This is a genomic window from Pseudomonas syringae pv. cilantro (assembly GCF_001293775.1).
GTDB classification, from domain to species: domain Bacteria; phylum Pseudomonadota; class Gammaproteobacteria; order Pseudomonadales; family Pseudomonadaceae; genus Aquipseudomonas; species Aquipseudomonas syringae_P.
The window spans coordinates 121,067-136,360 of record NZ_LGLN01000032.1 but is presented as its reverse complement, the minus strand read 5'-3'; the positions used below and the strand labels follow the sequence as shown (position 1 = coordinate 136,360).

Annotated in this window: 17 protein-coding genes and 1 pseudogene; 9 read left to right on the top strand and 9 right to left on the bottom strand. The window is 59.5% G+C overall.

Annotation, left to right across the window (positions count from 1 at the left end):
* The first annotated feature begins 23 nt into the window (after positions 1-23).
* The 6 genes from ABJ99_RS06105 to ABJ99_RS06080 all read left to right on the top strand — a co-directional run bounded on the left by ABJ99_RS06105 (position 24) and on the right by ABJ99_RS06080 (position 5,841).
* Entirely contained in the window at positions 24-782 is a 759-nt protein-coding gene (locus tag ABJ99_RS06105) for a DeoR/GlpR family DNA-binding transcription regulator (RefSeq protein ID WP_054085044.1), read from the top strand.
* A complete protein-coding gene (locus ABJ99_RS06100) occupies positions 760-2,040 on the top strand; it encodes a Zn-dependent hydrolase (RefSeq protein WP_054085043.1) in 1,281 nt (426 codons plus the stop codon). Before ABJ99_RS06105 ends, ABJ99_RS06100 begins: the two co-directional genes overlap by 23 nt.
* Positions 2,041-2,049: 9 nt before the next feature.
* Positions 2,050-3,003, top strand: coding sequence for an aminoglycoside phosphotransferase family protein (locus ABJ99_RS06095; RefSeq protein WP_054085042.1), 954 nt, complete (start codon positions 2,050-2,052; stop codon positions 3,001-3,003).
* Positions 3,000-3,935 carry a choline kinase family protein gene (locus tag ABJ99_RS06090; protein WP_054085041.1) on the top strand — a complete coding sequence of 312 codons (936 nt, stop codon included), beginning with the start codon at positions 3,000-3,002 and terminating at the stop codon, positions 3,933-3,935. The genes ABJ99_RS06095 and ABJ99_RS06090 overlap by 4 nt, the downstream gene beginning before the upstream one ends.
* A gap of 119 nt (positions 3,936-4,054) precedes the next feature.
* Positions 4,055-4,315: a hypothetical protein gene (locus tag ABJ99_RS06085; RefSeq protein ID WP_054085040.1), complete on the top strand. Its 261-nt coding sequence runs from the start codon at positions 4,055-4,057 to the stop codon at positions 4,313-4,315.
* On the top strand, positions 4,312-5,841 hold the full coding sequence (locus tag ABJ99_RS06080) for a sodium:solute symporter family protein (RefSeq protein ID WP_054085039.1): 1,530 nt from the start codon (positions 4,312-4,314) through the stop codon (positions 5,839-5,841). Before ABJ99_RS06085 ends, ABJ99_RS06080 begins: the two co-directional genes overlap by 4 nt.
* A gap of 87 nt (positions 5,842-5,928) precedes the next feature.
* Here ABJ99_RS06080 and ABJ99_RS06075 read toward each other — a convergent pair whose 3' ends face one another.
* Positions 5,929-6,765: a pirin family protein gene (locus ABJ99_RS06075; protein WP_054085038.1), complete on the bottom strand. Its 837-nt coding sequence runs from the start codon at positions 6,763-6,765 to the stop codon at positions 5,929-5,931.
* A 112-nt stretch (positions 6,766-6,877) separates the two neighbouring features.
* Here ABJ99_RS06075 and ABJ99_RS06070 point away from each other — a divergent pair, with 112 nt between their 5' ends.
* Entirely contained in the window at positions 6,878-7,789 is a 912-nt protein-coding gene (locus tag ABJ99_RS06070; protein WP_054085037.1) for a LysR family transcriptional regulator, read from the top strand.
* Positions 7,790-7,816: 27 nt separating this feature from the next.
* Here the strand turns inward: ABJ99_RS06070 and ABJ99_RS06065 are convergent, their stop codons facing one another.
* The 7 genes and pseudogenes from ABJ99_RS06065 to ABJ99_RS06035 form a co-directional block, all read right to left on the bottom strand.
* The gene (locus tag ABJ99_RS06065) at positions 7,817-8,266 is read right to left on the bottom strand and encodes a helix-turn-helix domain-containing protein (RefSeq protein ID WP_054085036.1); all 450 of its coding nucleotides are present in this window, start codon (positions 8,264-8,266) and stop codon (positions 7,817-7,819) included.
* 292 nt (positions 8,267-8,558) lie between these two features.
* Positions 8,559-9,182, bottom strand: a complete 624-nt coding sequence (locus ABJ99_RS06060) for a PqiC family protein (RefSeq protein WP_054085035.1) — start codon at positions 9,180-9,182, stop codon at positions 8,559-8,561.
* On the bottom strand, positions 9,179-10,858 hold the full coding sequence (locus ABJ99_RS06055; protein ID WP_054085034.1) for a PqiB family protein: 1,680 nt from the start codon (positions 10,856-10,858) through the stop codon (positions 9,179-9,181). The genes ABJ99_RS06060 and ABJ99_RS06055 overlap by 4 nt, the downstream gene beginning before the upstream one ends.
* Complete coding sequence (locus ABJ99_RS06050) at positions 10,851-11,465, bottom strand: paraquat-inducible protein A (protein WP_054085033.1); 615 nt, start codon at positions 11,463-11,465, stop codon at positions 10,851-10,853. The genes ABJ99_RS06055 and ABJ99_RS06050 overlap by 8 nt, the downstream gene beginning before the upstream one ends.
* A complete protein-coding gene (locus tag ABJ99_RS06045; protein WP_054085032.1) occupies positions 11,462-12,091 on the bottom strand; it encodes a paraquat-inducible protein A in 630 nt (209 codons plus the stop codon). The genes ABJ99_RS06050 and ABJ99_RS06045 overlap by 4 nt, the downstream gene beginning before the upstream one ends.
* 267 nt (positions 12,092-12,358) lie before the next feature.
* Positions 12,359-12,658, bottom strand: coding sequence for a protealysin inhibitor emfourin (locus tag ABJ99_RS06040; protein ID WP_007249302.1), 300 nt, complete (start codon positions 12,656-12,658; stop codon positions 12,359-12,361).
* Between the two features lie 31 nt (positions 12,659-12,689).
* Positions 12,690-13,757 (bottom strand): annotated as a pseudogene (locus tag ABJ99_RS06035) (M4 family metallopeptidase).
* A gap of 267 nt (positions 13,758-14,024) precedes the next feature.
* On the opposite strand from ABJ99_RS06035, the gene ABJ99_RS06030 reads away from it, so the two are divergent.
* Positions 14,025-14,375, top strand: a complete 351-nt coding sequence (locus ABJ99_RS06030) for a hypothetical protein (protein WP_054085031.1) — start codon at positions 14,025-14,027, stop codon at positions 14,373-14,375.
* Between the two features lie 123 nt (positions 14,376-14,498).
* On the opposite strand, the gene ABJ99_RS06025 is transcribed toward ABJ99_RS06030, so the two are convergent.
* Positions 14,499-14,816 (bottom strand): ElaB/YgaM/YqjD family protein, encoded by a 318-nt coding sequence (locus ABJ99_RS06025; RefSeq protein WP_007249305.1) that lies wholly within the window; start codon positions 14,814-14,816, stop codon positions 14,499-14,501.
* Positions 14,817-14,968: 152 nt separating this feature from the next.
* Here ABJ99_RS06025 and ABJ99_RS06020 point away from each other — a divergent pair, with 152 nt between their 5' ends.
* Positions 14,969-15,223, top strand: coding sequence for a hypothetical protein (locus ABJ99_RS06020; RefSeq protein WP_007249306.1), 255 nt, complete (start codon positions 14,969-14,971; stop codon positions 15,221-15,223).
* Positions 15,224-15,294: the final 71 nt, after the last annotated feature.

The window sequence follows — 15,294 nt, the reverse complement described above, 5'->3', positions numbered from 1 at the left end:
ATTCGCAAAGGAATGTATCGAGCATGCTCAATCAGCCTCGACTGGAATCAATCATGCGCCTTCTCGTTCAACAGCAGCGCGTCAAAGCGTCGGACCTCGCGCAACTGCTGTTCGTGTCCGAGGAAACCATTCGCCGGGATTTCAAGTATCTGGAGGAAGAGGGCAGTTTAAGGCGGATTCATGGCGGTGCAATCCTGCCCAGGTCCAGTGAGGAATTGCCCTTGCAGGAACGCAGCCGGCTCAAGCCGAGGGCCAAGGCGGGCATCGCGGCCTGCGCGGCCCGGTTGGTGACGGAAGGTATGGCGATCTTTCTCGACACCGGCACTTCGACACTGGCGCTGGCCCAGCAGCTGACCACGTTCAGTCAGTTGAAGATCATTACCAACTCACTGGACATCGCCCAGCTCATCTCGCACCAGAGTGACAATCAGGTGCTGGTCGCTCCGGGCGATGTGCGGTGTACCGACAACGCCTTGATCGGGCCGCATACGCTGGAGTTTGCCAGGCAGTTTCACTATGACATTGCCTTCATGGGAATTGGCGGCATCGATCTCGACCTGGGGCTGATGGATTATCAGGAACCCGAGGCGATGTTGCGCAGGACGCTGGTCCGGCATTGCACACGCAGCGTGATCCTCGCCGACGATGGCAAGTTTGGCCATCGCACGTTCATCAATACCCTGCCGTTCGCCGCAATCACGACCCTGGTCACCAATCGAGCCTTATCCGCCGAGTTCGCGACACGCCTGGAGAAAGACCATGTCGACACACTCTACGCCTGAATTGATCGAGCCCGTGGCGCAGGATCTGGCCGAGTTCGAGCGCCTGTTCGAACACACCTCGGCCATTGGTGCGACGCCTGGCGGGGGGCTGCATCGACTGGCGGCATCGACCGAAGACGGTCGGGTTCGCGACCTGTTTCGTGACTGGCTCGAAGCGCATGATTTTGAAGTGCGCGTCGATGCCATCGGCAACATGTTTGGCCTCATGACCTTTGATCCGGACGCACCTTGGCTGCTCTGCGGTTCGCATCTGGACAGCCAGCCGAACGCGGGGCGTTTCGATGGCGTGTATGGCGTCCTGGCTGGTGCCGTGGCGGTGTCCAGCCTGGCGCGACAGTTGCGCGAACGCGGCGAAAAGCCCGCTTGCAATCTGGCGGTGGTCAACTGGACCAACGAGGAGGGCGCACGCTTTCAGCCGAGCCTGATCGGCAGTGGGGTTTTCACCGGTGCGCTTCCTCTCAAGCAGGCCTGGGAAAGCCGCGACGGCGATGGCGTTCGCCTGAAGGATGCGTTGCAGGCCATTGGCTACCTTGGTGAGGACCGGGTCAATCTGAACATCGCCGGGTATGCCGAGATTCACGTCGAGCAGGGCTCGGGATTGGAAAGCAGCCAGATGGCAATTGGCGTGGTGCGTGAAACCTGGGCTGCGCTGAAACGCCGGGTGCGCTTCGATGGCGAGCAGAATCACACCGGCCCGACGCCCATGGCGGCACGCCGTGATGCACTGCTGGCCGCCGCGCACGCAATTACTGCGGTGCGCGCCGAAGCCGACCGGCATGGCGTGCAGATGCACAGTTCGGTGGGGCGTATCGAGGTCTATCCCAATTCGCCCAACGTCGTGCCGTCCAGAGTGTCACTGCTGATCGAATACCGCTCTCGGGACATCGACCTGCTCAGCGCTGCCAGCGAACGGCTGGACACGACCTTGCAACATATCGCCGGGCAGACCCTGACCGGTTTCGAAGTTGAAAGCAGTGTGCTGCGCTCACCGGCGAGCCTGCATCAGGGCTTTGCCGAGCTGGCGCACGGTGTGGGCAGCGAGCTGGGCTTGCCGACTGCCGACAGCACTACCGTCGCCGGGCACGATGCAATCAGCATGAACAGCCGTTATCCGGTGTGCCTGCTGTTCATTCCCAGCAGTAACGGCGTTTCGCACAACGAGGCCGAATATACCAGTGACCATGACATGCGCAATGGCCTGCGCATGTTGACCGGGCTGTTGCATCGCGCCTGCACCTCATCCGCCGCGCTTCGCTGAGGGCCGACCATGTCATATGCAGAAAGCCTGACCACACGCCTGGATTGCGCGCTGACAACTTACGGATTCGATGCAGATCGGCGCATCGAGCCGGTCACCCAGGGCGTTGCATCGCCGTCGCGTCTGGCGACTGAATGGGCGGGTTTTCGCGTGTCTTGCGGCGAACGCCGCTGTTACGCAAAAGTGCTGCAGGCCGACATGGCAGCGGTTATCGATATCGATGCTGCGGCGCGGGCCAGCGAGTGTGCGGGTCTCAGTGGTGCGGCGCCACGCTTGCTGAGCCATGACAGGCACAACGGCGTGCTGATTTTCGAAGACCTCGGCCCGCAATGGCGTGTCGCCAGACTGGACGATCTGCTCGCGCCGGGCCGGCTTGAAGCACTGTGGGCGCTGAAAAAGCAGGTTCATGCCGGGCCGGCCCCTGACGTTGTGCGTTCGCCGATGGCGGACATTCAGGGTCTTCGTGATGCGTGCGCGCGGGACAACGTGCTGTTGCCGGATGAGCATCACTGGATCGATCGTTGCGTGGACATGGTCTGGCTGGCAGTGCAGGCACGGTCTGTGCAAAAGCGCCCGCTGCACGGTGATGGTGTGGCCAGCAATGTGATGGTGTCGGAGGCCGGAGCACTGCGCCTGATCGACTTCGACTACGGCGGCTGCATGGACCCTTGGTACGACGTGGCGATCACCCTCAACGAGCTGTATTCGTTCGAACACGAGTGGCGTGACGGGATCAGCGCCTGGGCCGGGCAATGCCGCGAAGTCGACTACGCCGTGTGCCGGTTGTACGCGCTGATCAACGACTGGTACTGGACGTTGTGGGGATTCTGGGCAGGCAGTACGTCCGCGCGACCGCTGGAGTTTTCCAAGGTCGGGCAATGGACGTTGCTGCGCTGCCGGCAAAGCGTTCAGGACCCCAGGCTGGAAGGCTGGTTGCGTCAGGTTCAGGAGGGCAGGTCATGAAAACGCTAGGACAATCCGTCAGCAGCCAGGAGCGACAGCTTGAGGCCGCGGTGCGTAGCATTGAAGGCTGGCAGGGTCGCCAGGTGGCTTACGAGCCGGTCAGTGGCGGCATCTCCAACACCAACTGGCGGGTCGAAGTGGAGGGCGCCGACACGGCGTATTTTTTCAAGGTGCCGGGCGTCGGCACGGAGATGTTCATCGATCGCCAGACGGCACACGAGGCGAGCGTGAAAGCCGCGCAAACCGGCTACGGCGCGCCGGTATTTGCCTTTCTGGAAGCGTACGGGGTCGAGGTGTTCGAGTTCATGGAGGGCTGGCGCGCGTCGTCCAATCACGATTTCCTGCAGCGCGACATACGCCACGGCGCGCTGCACGGGCTCAAGGCGTTCAACGATCAACCGTTGCTCAAACAGACCAAGACCGTGTTCGACATGATCGCCGAACACCAGCGTCAGGTCGCTGAACTCAACGGGTTGAAGCCCCAGGACGATGACTGGCTGTGCTTGCAGTATCAGCGCGCGAAGCAGGCCTTGCAGGCGTCCGGCATCGATCTGGCGCCGTGTATGAACGACACGCTGGCGGGCAATTTCATGCTCAACGCCCAGCGCCAGATCCGCCTCGTGGACTTCGAATATGCCTCCAACAACGACCGCCATTACGAGCTGGCGCTGTGGTTCGGCGAGATGTTTTTCAGCGATGAGATGGAGCTGGCGCTGATCGAAGACTATTTCGGCCATGTCAGTGCGCAGACCATTGCGCGAATCAAGCTGAACAAGGCGCTGGCGGACCTGAAATGGTCGACCTGGGCGATGGTTCAGCACGCAGTCTCGCAACTGGATTTCGATTTCTACAAATATGGTGCCTGGAAGCACATGCGCGCACGCAGCATCATCAACGATTCACAGTGGGAAACCTGGCTAAGGCACGCCTGACACGACAACAGCACGCCACTCAATAAGAAAAACGTAGCGGCTCACCGCACATTCCTTTCACTGCTTGAGTTTTATCCGGTCACTTCACCGCCCGATTCTGAAATTCAAGGAGCACCTCCATGAGTACCCTTCCATCCACCGCACCGCCCGGGCGCCTGAAAAGCCTGGTCTTCGGCGTTTACTTCTTTGCGCTATTGATGATGGCGCTGTTTCCGCCGTTCTACCTGCAGGTCAGCGGCAGTGCCGTCATGGTGCTTGGTATCCCGTTGCCGATCTTCTACTGGATTCTGATCGCGGTGTTGATGGGCCTTGGCCTGTGGTTGCTGTATGTCGTCGAGTCCCTGCTTGGCGAAATTCCTGACGAAGGGGACGCGCAATGATCAGTACAACGAGTGGTTCGGATCTTTACATCACCTTCGGCCTGATCGGTCTGTTTCTCGCGGGCATGATCGCAGTGCTGTACGCGACCAATCGCAAGAGCGACAGTTTCTCCGACTACGCCGTGGGCGGTCGTTCCTATGGGCCGTGGTTCATCGCCATGTGTTACACCAACTCGTGGTGGCCCGGTGCGACCTTCACGGCGTTCTTTGCCTTGTCGGTCGGCGGCGCACTGGGCTTTTACGGCATGGTCTACGCCACGCTCGGCGTGACCGCGATGTACCTGATGGCCAACCGGGCCTGGACCTGGGGCAAGCGCTTCAATCTGACCACGCAACCGGACTTGCTGGGCATGCGCTTCAACAGCCCGGTAGTCAAACGCATTGCGTCGATCATCGGCATCATCTCGGTGTTCCCCTGGGTGGTGATGGGCATTCAGGCGCTGGCCACGCTGTTTCAGTTCGCCAGCTTTGGCCGCTGGGGCGTGACCACCTGCCTGCTGGTCGGTGTCGCCGTCATTCTCATCCGCCAGTACTGGACGGTCAGCATGGGCATGCGCGGGTTGATCATGACGGACATGTATCAAGGCCTGATCGCTTACGTGCTGTGCGCTGCGTTGTGCGTTTTTCTGCTGTTCGGTGCCCAGGCCTCGTTCGCGAACCTGTCGCAACTGCCGGCCAGCATGCTGGTGATTCCAGGCGGCGCAGGCAGTACCTATGGCCCGATGTACATGTTCAGCCTGATCTTTACCGGGGTGATCGGCTCGATGTGCTGGCCCATGAGTTTTCAGCGTATCTACACCGCCAGCGGTGTGCGCTCAGTGAAGAAAGGCACACTGCTGACCATCCTGCTGGTGGGCGGTTTCTACGGCATCCTGATGCTGTTCGCCGTCGCCGTCAGCCAGGATCCGAACGTGGCCGCTCATCCGCAGCACGGCTGGTTTCTGTCGCTGTTCGACATCGGTGGGCCGTGGCTGCTGGCGGTGGCGATCATGATCGTTCTGGCTGCCAGTATCGGTCATGTCGATGGCTGTGTTCAGGTGTGCGGTACGCAATTCGCCAACGACCTGGCGACCTGGAACAAGCCGCGCAGTGACCGCGAGAAGACCGTCCTTGCCAAGGCCGGCATGGTGGTGTTCATTGCTGCGGCGTCGCTGCTGGCCTACCTGACTTTCGATTACGCACGCTTGCAACTGCTTGCGCAGATTTCTTACCAGGGCATCATCCAGCTGGCCGTGCCGCTGTTTTTCGGTGTGTTCAGCCGCCATGGCAATAAACAAGGAGCGATTGCCGGGATGCTGGTCGGGATTATCGTCGCGATTGTCCTGACGACTATCTACCCTGACGACATTCCGGCACTGGGATCGTTGACCAGCGGCATCATCGGCCTGATCTTCAACGCAGGTATTTTCGTGGCGTGCGCCGTGGTGATCAAACCGAGTGCAGAGGAAGTCAGCCGTGTCGACGAACTGTTCGCCATGGCCGCACCGCGTCGACACCCCGTGGGCGCGGCCCCTGCAATGACCTGACCGCGCAGACGCTTGCAGTCGAATCGCCAGCCGATCACGGTTTAGCGGCTGGCGTCTCGACCCGCATTTAGCCGGAGCTTTGATCGGCTACAGCCTGCCTTGTTCGCGCAACAGGGCGCCGATCCGCTCGATCTCCTGTTCGCCCTGCATGAGCGCGGCCTGGCTGGTGTGCACCGAGTAATAGCCGGTGATCAGGTCGTGAGGGTGCTTGATGGCCGATCCGAGCACGAAACAGGTCGGGCCTGTCGCCACCAGATCGATGGGCCTGTCTGACGCTTCGAAGACCGCCAGCTCTCCCGCGCTGATCGGGCCGTTGGCATCCAGGTGCCCGGTGCTGACGGCCAGCCAGCCCACGGTATGACCTGCCGGCGGCGTATAACGCCAGTGCTCGCCATCTTTCAGGTGCACCGCCAGATAATTCATGCCTTGCGGGGCCGGTATGCTGCTGTGTGCGCTGCCGTAACGCCCCAGCAGCACCTGCGCCGGACCTTCCTGCGCAACCTGCGCGGCGGCCAGATAAACGCTTTGCGCAGGACCGTTTTCCTGCGCGGCGGGCAGTGCCACCCACAATTGAAAGCCGGTAATCAGCGCATCACTCACGGGCTGGGCGTCGTGCCATACCCCGTTGCCCGCGCTCATCCATTCCACGCCCCCACTGGGTAGCAGCCCTGATTTACCGGTGGTGTCTTCGTAGGCCAGCTCGCCTTCAAGCATGTAGGTCAGGGTTGCTATCCCGGAGTGCGGGTGCATGCCAAAGCCCTTTTTTCCCGGCTCGGGCCGGAATGCGAACTGATCGAGAAAGACGAAGGGCTTCAGCAACTGGCCCAGATCGCCCGGGCTCATCAGACGCGTGATCGGCCCGCGGTTTCTGCCGCTGGTGCGATGGGTAATGGCGCGCGGCTGGATGGCGACGATGCTGTTCATAGGGCTTTCCTCTGGACCTTGATGTCTGAGTGCCCAGCATAAGGGCCTATGGATTAGCTTATTAGCCGGTATAGTTGGCTTGCACTCATCCATATTCAGAAGGAATCGCGCTATGGTGCCAGACCTCAATGACGTCGCGCTGTTTGTGCAGGTGGTGCGCAGCGGCAGTTTTGCGCAGGCTGCCCGGCAGCTGGGCATGCCATCGAATACCGTCAGCCGCAGAATTCAGCAACTGGAAGCACAGCTGGACACACGGCTGTTGCAGCGTTCAACGCGCAAGCTGGCGCTGACCCCGGCCGGTCAGGACTTCTATGAGCGTTGCATGGGCGCTGTCGATGGATTGGTCGACGCCGCAGAGCAGCTTGTTTCGAGGCGTGAGGAGCCCAGTGGCCGAGTGCGAATTGCCGCAACGGCGGATTTCTTCGACTTTTTTTCGATGGACTGGGTGGCCGATTTTCTTGCTCGTTACCCGCGCGTGCAGCTCGAGTTTGTCCTCAGCGATGATCGCGCCGATCTGATCGCTGACCGGCTGGACATCGCCTTCAGGGGCGGCCCTTTGCAGGACTCGGGTTATGTGGGGCGTCAACTGATCGATGAAGAGCGCGACTGCATGGTCGCCAGCCCGGCCTATCTCGCGACTCACGGTATGCCTGCGTCGCTGGAGAGTCTGCAGGCTCACTATTGCGTGTGTGCCGCGCACCCTGGCAGTTTTAACACCTGGCGGCTGCTCGATCCGGAGGCAAAGCTGCATGAGGTGCAGATTGCCAGCCGATTCAATGCAAACACTGCGCAGGCGCTGCGTAAGGCGGCGCTTGCCGGATTGGGCATCGCTTTGTTGCCGACCACCCTGATCCGCGCCGATTTACGCAAGGGGCTGCTGGTGCCGGTACTGGCGCAGTATCAGCGCACCAGCCATGGCCTGCATGTGCTTTATCCCAGTCGGCAACATTTGCCATTGGCTGTTTCGGCGTTTATCGGGCTGGTGATGGAGAAACTCAGGACCAAGGCATTTCCTGCGCAGTGAGCGGTAGCAGCACTGGCTTCACTCGGGTCATTTCAGTTTTGATGTCATGTAAATCAATCGAACCGTTGCGATGGTGATGGCTTCCGCATCGCTCTTGATGGTATCGAGCTGATCACTGTTCAGGACGCCTTGTTCAACGTTCGATTCCATCAGGCGGGCGACCTGATACAGGTTCTGGGTCACGTCGTGCAGGCTGCCGTGCAAACGGGCAATCACCCCGTTCAGGCGCTCGCTGTTTGATCTCTCAGGCAGGGCTGGCGCTGCTACGAAAGGGTCGGCGTGGAAACCGGTGACCAGGTAAGTAATATCAATGCCGGCTTCGGCAATGCGTGACAAGTAGTCCGCGCGGGGCGACCGAATACCATTTTCGTAGTTGCCTTGAGCATTGGTTTCCACGCCGCCTATGGCACCCAATGCGCTTTGCGAAAGCTTGAGACGCAGCCTTTCCCGTTTTAATCGTGGTCCTATCCCTGTCATCCGTTTGTCCTCGAAAAACTGTCTGCCAGATAAAATCTGGCTGTACTGCAACAATTTGGGTTAACAAGCGTTCTGTCTACGACCAGAAGGGCCTCCGAATCGGCATGAGCACAGGCGTTCAGGGTGGTTCAGGTACTAACGTACCTGATGGGTCGAAGAGTGTACGGATGAATCAGGCGGGGTGATACCGTTTTGTATGAAACTGTACGATTTCAAAGACCGCTTCGGTGCAGTCCTGCACAGCCGGCGCAGAGCCCTGCAAGGCCCTGCGCAGGGTTTGTCGGGGCATGCTTTACAGGCAGCGCGACGTCGGTTGCTGCGCCCAGCGCTGCGCAGTGGCGGCGATCTTGTCAGCCAGCCGGGAAACGGCTTTCTGGTGCGCGATGATGAGGCTTTCCATGCCTTCCCCGGCCTGCTCGCGGATGACGCTGCTGCAGGTCAGACTCTGGCGTTTGCTGCCGGCGGTAGCACCGGCCTCACGCAGCCCGAGGGTCCAGACGACGTCGATCAGCGCGTAGTTGCCCGGCATCGACTCGAACCGTCGCACGTCGGTACGGACTGACAGTACCGGTTGCTCGCCGTTTTTTGGCAGACCGGCCATGTCCCGGCTGCCGAAGCGGTGTTCCAGTTGCGGTGTCAGTGCGTCATGAAACTCGTCACCCAAGGGCGATCCCCAGCGTTCGGTGTCGAGAATCGCCAGGCTGCCATTGCCCTGACGAACCACCAGCGGCGGCTGGTCCACCTGCACCGGCATCAATACCGGCAGCATTTCGAACTGGAACGGCATGGGGCTCACTGCCGCAGTGGTGGCAGCGCCCATTGGTGCGATCAGCGTGTAATAGTGGGTCTGCGTCGACGTGCAGGCACTGATGCCCAGTGTCGCGGCCAACGCCAGCAGTTTCAAACGCAAGGTCATTGTTTTGGCTCCAGATCAATTGCACGGGACGACGACGGGGCGTTGAACGAGCGCGGGGCAGCATCGCCGGTACGGCCGCGGATCAGCGATTCAGGATGACGGCTGAGGAAGTCCGTCAGCACCCGGACCGAGCGGGCAGTGCGCTGCACTTCATCCAGCGCCTGACCCAGTTGCTGACGCGCAGGTGAATCTTCGGCAAACGAGTCGTTGGCAGTGCCCAGGGTTTTCTCAGCCTGTTGCAAGGTGCCACGCATCTGCGGCAGCACGCTGCTGTTGACCTGTTTGAGGGTTTTCTGCAGCTCGCTCAACGTGCCATTGAGGTTGCCCGCGAGTTGGTCGATCGGCAGGTTGCTGAGCTTCTCGACGAACGCTTGCAGTTGCTCCTGCAACTTGTCGAAACTGCCCGGCACCGTCGGGATTTCCAGTGGTCGCGCCTTGGCGTTGAACGCTACTTTCGGCGCCTTCGGATCGAATTCCATGGCGATGTACAACTGGCCGGTCAACAGGTTGCCGTTACGCACCTGAGCACGCAGGCCATTGGCGACAAACGCGCCCAGCACTCGGGCCGACTGTTCTTCTTCGTCACCCGAGCCGCCGAGTTCTTTAAGCTTGGACTCGGCTGCGCCCAGACGTTTGGGGTAGATCACTGCTCCGACGATGCCGGGGAAGGTCTTGGTCGCCGGATCGTAATCCAGGTCGACCGACACCACCCTGCCGATATTGACGCCGAGGAAATCCACTGCAGCATTGACCGCCAGGCCGCGCAGCGACTGATTGAAACGCATGCGGATGTAACGCGGCTCGCCATCCGGAGGGGCCATCGCCGTGGTCTGGTCGTCGAAGATCTTGAACTCGGCGTTCTCGTCGGCCAGCTTGGCATCCGGGCTCCAGTTAGGCTCGCGGAACGCAATCCCGCCGGAGATGATCGAGGTCAGCGACTGAGTATTGACCTTCACCCCTGACGCTCCCACGGTGATGTCCACGCCGCTGGCATTCCAGAATCGGGTATCGGTGGTGATGTACTGATCGTTCGGCGCGTTGATGAAGATCTGAACGTCGACCCCGCGACCATCCTTGGACAAGTCATAAGCCACGACCTGACCCACCTGGATGCGTCGATAGTAGATCGGCGAGCCAATGTCCAGCGAGCCGAGATCGTCGGTGTGCAGGATGAAGCGCTTGCCTTTCTCGCCAAATGTAACCGGCGGCGGCGTTTCAAGGCCGGTAAAGCTGGTCTTGGTTTCCTCGGAACTGCCCGCGTCAGCGCCGATGAAGGCGCCGGACAGCAGGGTGTCTACACCCGACACGCCATGCGCACCGATGCGCGGCCGCACAACCCAGTACTGGCTGTCAATCCGGGTGAACGGCGTGGCGCTGGTATTCAGGTCGATAGTCGCCAGCACGTGGGTGCGGTCATCGCTCAGGCTGATGTCCGTAACCATGCCGATGACCACGTTCTTGTATTTGACCTGGGTCTTGTTGGCTTCTAGCCCCTCGGCGGTGAGAAAGCTCACGGTGATTCGGGGCCCGACATTCATCCAGTCATGAAAGGCCATGGAGATGCCGATGATCGCCGCAATGATGGGCACCAGCCAGATCAGCGAGACGCGCAGGCGATGACGTTTGACTTCAGGGCGTGGCACTGAAGCAGACGGGGGGAGGGTATTGTCAGACATCTTCAACCTCTGCGTCCCAGATAAGCCGGGGATCGAAACTCATGGCGGCGAACATCGTCATCACCACTACCAAGCCAAAAAACAGAATACCGAGACGCGGCTCGATGGTGCTGAGCTCGCGAAACTGAACCAGAGACGCCACGAGCGCAACGACCAGCACATCGAGCATCGACCAGTAACCGATCAATTCGATGAAGCGATACAGGCGCGCCCGTTCGCGCATTGCCCAGGTGCTGCGCCGCTGGCAGGTAATGAGCAGCATGCCCAACACCAGAAACTTGATGCAGGGCACCACGACACTGGCGACGAAAATCAGCACGGCAATGTCCCAGGAGCCACTTTCGAAAAACTCGATCACACCACTCATGATGGTGCTCTCGCTGCGGTTGCCGAGCAGATTGGTGTACATCACCGGCAGGACGTTGGCCGGAATATAGAAAATCAGAGCAGCGATCAGAAATGCCCAGGTGCGGTTGATGCTGTCTGGCTTGCGTCGATGCACGGGTGAGTCACAGCGCGGGCAGCGCCGGGCATCTGCCTGACAGGCATAGCCGCAGGTGTGGCAAAGGCAGAGTTTGTGCTCGTTGGCGAAAGGGATGCCATTCATTGCGCAGGCACTCCGAGTTCATCCCACAAACGGCGGATGTCCTTGTTGGCGATCAGCAGAATCAGCACCATCAGCATGGCCATTGCCCACAAGCCCAGGCCGGGATGCACATTGAGCATCCCGGACAGCTTGACGATCGCTACCAGCACACCGAGCATGCACACTTCAAGCATGCTCCAGGGGCGCAAGTGTTCCAGCGCTCGCATGCAGGTCTTGAAGCCGGGGGCGATGACACCCCTGTGTGCATGCACCAATACCCAGAAAAGCAGAACGATCTGCAGAAGCGGGGCGAAAATGATCGACAGCCCTGCAACCAGCGCGATGACGGTGATTTTTCCCTGGGCGAGCGCTTCGACTGATTGCCACAGGGTGACTTCGTTGGTCAGCCCTTTCATGCTGATGCTGATCACAGGAAAGAAATTGGCGAACATGAAAAACATGGCGGCAGCGATGGTCAGGGCCAACAACTGTTCAATGGTCATCCTTCGGCCACGACCCAGTATCGCGTCGCAACGCAAGCAGAACGCCGCTTCACCGGGCTTTAGCGGCTGGGCTTCATAAAGCGAATCGCAATGTTCGCAGATGATCAGGCCGGACGAATGTTCAGTAGGATGCACAGTGCTCATCGACGCCATGGATGCAAAGGTAAGGGGTGATAGATAATTCGAAGCACGAAACGATACCTAGTTAATGGTATGACGTGGTGTTTTTTATGCGGCCTGCGGCGACATATCAGCGCAACCATTGACCCTGGCAGTACCGGCTGGTTCATTTATAACCGGGATATTATTCTGCGGGCAAGCAATGATGGCGAATTAATCCGCAGCCAATGCCGCTGGCAGAAAATACCAGGAGCATTGGCGCGTTCAGGTTATTGTCGATGCAGGTCTGCCTCAGGGCTTTCCGGGTTTGACGCGCTGCTTGAGATAGCCCAGCAACTGGCGGGCGGAAGCCGGTACGTTGTGCTCGTCAAAGGTCAGGCAAATGGCCTTGGACTTGTCCTCGATGGTGATCTCGTACTGGTTGAGATCCCGGGCCGCATCATTGAAGGCACTGCTCGAGCGATCCAGACCACTGTCAGTCACCAGCCGCCGTAACTGCTCGGCTTCCGGCTGATCAAGTGTTTCGGTGTCGATATCACAGCGTTTTACCGCGCCTGCAAAACCGCCTGATTGCACTAGACAGACCTTCATTTCAAACACCTTTGTGGTTAAACCCTGAGCCTCACACCTTGACCCCGACCTCTTTCCAGGCCGCCTGTACGGCTTTTTTGGCCTTGGGACCAAAGCGGGAGTCTGCGGCGATTTTGATGCTGGTTCGCGCGCAATCGATGAACTGACTGTCTGATTTCAGCGCCAGCATCGTTTCATACCAGATTCTGCCTGCAACTTCCCAGGCATTTCCGCCGAGCGCCTTGGCGACCAGCACAAAGGCCCGATTCGGAATGCCGGAGTTAATGTGGACGCCGCCCCGATCCTTGGCGCCTTTGTACAGGTCGGCCATGGTCGCTGGCTGCGGGTCATCACCCAGATCCGGATCGTTGGCATACGCTGTTCCGGGTCTTTCCATGTCACGAATGCCCCGGCGCGTCGGCGCAGGCACCAGCAGCTCCTTGCCCACCACCCAGTCCGACTCGGCAGCACTGGTGCCTTGCTTCTACTGGCGTACCAGCATGCCGAACACATCGGCGAAGTGCTCGTTGAGTGCGCCGGACTGGCCGCGATACTCCAGATTCGACGTGAAACTCTGCACACCATGGGTCAATTCGTGGCCGATCACTTCAAGACTGCCGGTAAAGCGCTTGAACACCAGATCGTCACCGTCGCCGTAAGCCATCTGGCTGCCGTTCCAGTACGCGTTGCTCAACGGCACATGATCGCCGTTAAAGTCCACTTCGGCGACATGCACCGTCGAGACCAGCGACATACCGTTGTCATCCAGCGAATTGCGCTCGAAAAGCTCTGCGTAAAAGTCATAGACATCGCCGGAGCCGTCAAAGGCCTCGTCTGCGGCCTTGTCCCCGGTGGATTTCTGGCCCTCTGAACGTGCCAGCGTGCCCGGAAGATCGTCAGTACCTTTGGCGTCGTACACCATGCGATGCAGCGCGCCTTCAGGCGACTTGATCGCGTGTAGCGAGGGCATGGTTCTGGCGGAAAGACGGGAAGCTAGAAACGCCGAGCTGCTCGTCAGGTTGGCGATGGCCCTGGCGCTGACCAGCGTCTTGGGCGATTGCGCCATACGTTCCAGCATATAAGGCGGGATGAAACAATGCAGCGGGTCTCGGTCGCACATGATGAACTCCTGTTCTAATGCACCGATGGCAGCAAGCCATCGATCAACATGGTCGCAGGAGGTTTGACATCTCTTGTTGCGTTTAATCTGCAAAGAAATATCTGTTTACACGATCTTTATTACTAATTACTTGGGTCATTCGCGCGAAGCCCCGCGTGGCCGGGCGTTTGCGTGAATTCCTTTGCCATGCGACACCTCGGCACACGGTCTCGATAGACCTGGCGGGAATGCTAGACTCGCGCCACTTCAGACAAGGAGCAGACTCACGTGCGCAAGACGGTAATGATGATAGCGGTACTGGCGCTGGCCGGATGTGACGGAGGCAGCTCGGGCACGCCACCCAGGAACAAGATTCAAGACGTGGCAGCGACTGCTCCGGTCTCGAAGCCGCAATGGTATATCCAGATGAATTCGCGGGAAGCGGTGAGCGACACCAGTGCCTGGCTGTTGGAACGCAGCTACTCGCCGATCATCGTCGACATCGACGGCAAGCAGCAGACATTGATCGGGCCCTACGAAACCCAGGCCCTGGCTGAAGAACAACGCGTGGCGTTGCAGGCCAAGGTCACCAAGTCCCATCGTTTTGCGGAACCTTCGGTGGTGCAGTACAGCCGTTAAAACGGCGCTGTACAAGAAGCAGCCGTGGCGAATCCGGCGCTGATTCCGGCAAAAAGTTCTCTGCCGAACACAAAAGCGGGCCGTCTATGACGGCCCGCTTCATGTCTGCTTACCGAACGTCGATCAGCGACGGCCCAGCAACAAGCCCACCACCAGGCCAAAGCCTGCAGAAATGGCTACGGTCTGCCAAGGATGGCCACCGATGTAGGTTTCGGTCGCCTCGACCACCGGCTTGGTGCGATCACGCACGCTGGCCATCGAGTCAAGCGCCTGCTTGAGTTTGAGGCTCAGTTGCGCGCGAATGCTTTCAGCATCTTCACCCACCAGCGCCGCGCTGTCTTTGAGCAGTTTGTCGGATTCTTCGATGAGGGCCTGCAATTCGCTGAATGCCTGATCCTTGATCTGATCGGCAGCATTTTGGGCAGAAGTCTTACGAGCCATGTGATTTTCCTTTCAGGTGATTGCGACAGTAATCAATGGAGTCTGGCACATTCGAAAAAGTTGCAATTGCTTGAACGACCCGACGTGAGACTCTGCAAGTGAAGTCCATTCCCGGTGTAAGATGCAGCCGTTTTTAGCCGTAGGTGACTGTCATGAGTTTCAATCTGGCCAATCGGCCCCTTCCCGAGCGTACCGCCATAGAAGACGAAAAGTCCCGCCTGTTCGATCTTTGGCAGAGCAATCTGGGCAAAGCCAAGGGCGAAGCAGCGCGCCTGATGGGCGAACGCGCCAAACGCAAAGGCAAATGGTCCGAATGGGTAAGATCCGAACTGGACACCATGAGCCCGCCGGAATACGCCAACATGGTCCGCAGCGAAGTGAACCGCCTGATGGCCGCAACCCGCTAACAGAGAGGGTGACACCGCAGAACCGCGGTGTGACGCGCAGCGTCACGAAAGGCATGCCGACGCGGAGCATC

What these genes read in the sequence shown, in the direction of transcription:
- ABJ99_RS06065 (WP_054085036.1), bottom strand. Translation starts at nt 8,266, where the DNA reads ATGACAGGGATAGGACCACGATTAAAACGGGAAAGGCTGCGTCTCAAG.
- ABJ99_RS06045 (WP_054085032.1), bottom strand. Translation starts at nt 12,091, where the DNA reads ATGAGCACTGTGCATCCTACTGAACATTCGTCCGGCCTGATCATCTGC.
- ABJ99_RS06060 (WP_054085035.1), bottom strand. Translation starts at nt 9,182, where the DNA reads ATGACCTTGCGTTTGAAACTGCTGGCGTTGGCCGCGACACTGGGCATC.
- ABJ99_RS06075 (WP_054085038.1), bottom strand. Translation starts at nt 6,765, where the DNA reads ATGAACAGCATCGTCGCCATCCAGCCGCGCGCCATTACCCATCGCACC.
- ABJ99_RS06055 (WP_054085034.1), bottom strand. Translation starts at nt 10,858, where the DNA reads ATGTCTGACAATACCCTCCCCCCGTCTGCTTCAGTGCCACGCCCTGAA.
- ABJ99_RS06020 (WP_007249306.1), top strand. Translation starts at nt 14,969, where the DNA reads ATGAGTTTCAATCTGGCCAATCGGCCCCTTCCCGAGCGTACCGCCATA.
- ABJ99_RS06070 (WP_054085037.1), top strand. Translation starts at nt 6,878, where the DNA reads ATGGTGCCAGACCTCAATGACGTCGCGCTGTTTGTGCAGGTGGTGCGC.
- ABJ99_RS06090 (WP_054085041.1), top strand. Translation starts at nt 3,000, where the DNA reads ATGAAAACGCTAGGACAATCCGTCAGCAGCCAGGAGCGACAGCTTGAG.
- ABJ99_RS06095 (WP_054085042.1), top strand. Translation starts at nt 2,050, where the DNA reads ATGTCATATGCAGAAAGCCTGACCACACGCCTGGATTGCGCGCTGACA.
- ABJ99_RS06105 (WP_054085044.1), top strand. Translation starts at nt 24, where the DNA reads ATGCTCAATCAGCCTCGACTGGAATCAATCATGCGCCTTCTCGTTCAA.
- ABJ99_RS06085 (WP_054085040.1), top strand. Translation starts at nt 4,055, where the DNA reads ATGAGTACCCTTCCATCCACCGCACCGCCCGGGCGCCTGAAAAGCCTG.
- ABJ99_RS06100 (WP_054085043.1), top strand. Translation starts at nt 760, where the DNA reads ATGTCGACACACTCTACGCCTGAATTGATCGAGCCCGTGGCGCAGGAT.
- ABJ99_RS06050 (WP_054085033.1), bottom strand. Translation starts at nt 11,465, where the DNA reads ATGAATGGCATCCCTTTCGCCAACGAGCACAAACTCTGCCTTTGCCAC.
- ABJ99_RS06080 (WP_054085039.1), top strand. Translation starts at nt 4,312, where the DNA reads ATGATCAGTACAACGAGTGGTTCGGATCTTTACATCACCTTCGGCCTG.
- ABJ99_RS06040 (WP_007249302.1), bottom strand. Translation starts at nt 12,658, where the DNA reads ATGAAGGTCTGTCTAGTGCAATCAGGCGGTTTTGCAGGCGCGGTAAAA.
- ABJ99_RS06025 (WP_007249305.1), bottom strand. Translation starts at nt 14,816, where the DNA reads ATGGCTCGTAAGACTTCTGCCCAAAATGCTGCCGATCAGATCAAGGAT.